Origin of the sequence: Flavobacterium aquariorum (genome assembly GCF_003254745.1) — a bacterium.
GTDB classification, from domain to species: Bacteria; Bacteroidota; Bacteroidia; order Flavobacteriales; family Flavobacteriaceae; genus Flavobacterium; species Flavobacterium aquariorum.
In genome coordinates this window covers 1-285 of record NZ_QKXH01000034.1, presented here as the reverse complement: position 1 = coordinate 285, position 285 = coordinate 1, and the positions used below count along the sequence as shown (strand labels likewise).

The 285-nt window shown below is 40.0% G+C and carries 1 tRNA gene; it reads left to right on the top strand.

Annotation, left to right across the window (positions count from 1 at the left end):
• The first annotated feature begins 52 nt into the window (after positions 1-52).
• Positions 53-126, top strand: a tRNA-Ile gene (locus DOS84_RS18875).
• Positions 127-285 lie beyond the last annotated feature (159 nt).

Here is a 285-nt window from a genome sequence, read left to right as displayed (position 1 = left end):
GCTGTTAATTTAAAAAACAAGTGCTTAAACGCACAAAAATAAGAATGAAGAGTGTCTCGTAGCTCAGCTGGTTAGAGTACTACACTGATAATGTAGGGGTCGACAGTTCGAGTCTGTCCGAGACAACTATTTTCACCTTAAAACAAGGAAATTCTAGAGTTGAGAGATTATGGATATTGATTCATAATTCATAATTCACAATTCATAATTAAAAAAGATTGGGGGATTAGCTCAGCTGGCTAGAGCGCCTGCCTTGCACGCAGGAGGTCAACGGTTCGACTCCGT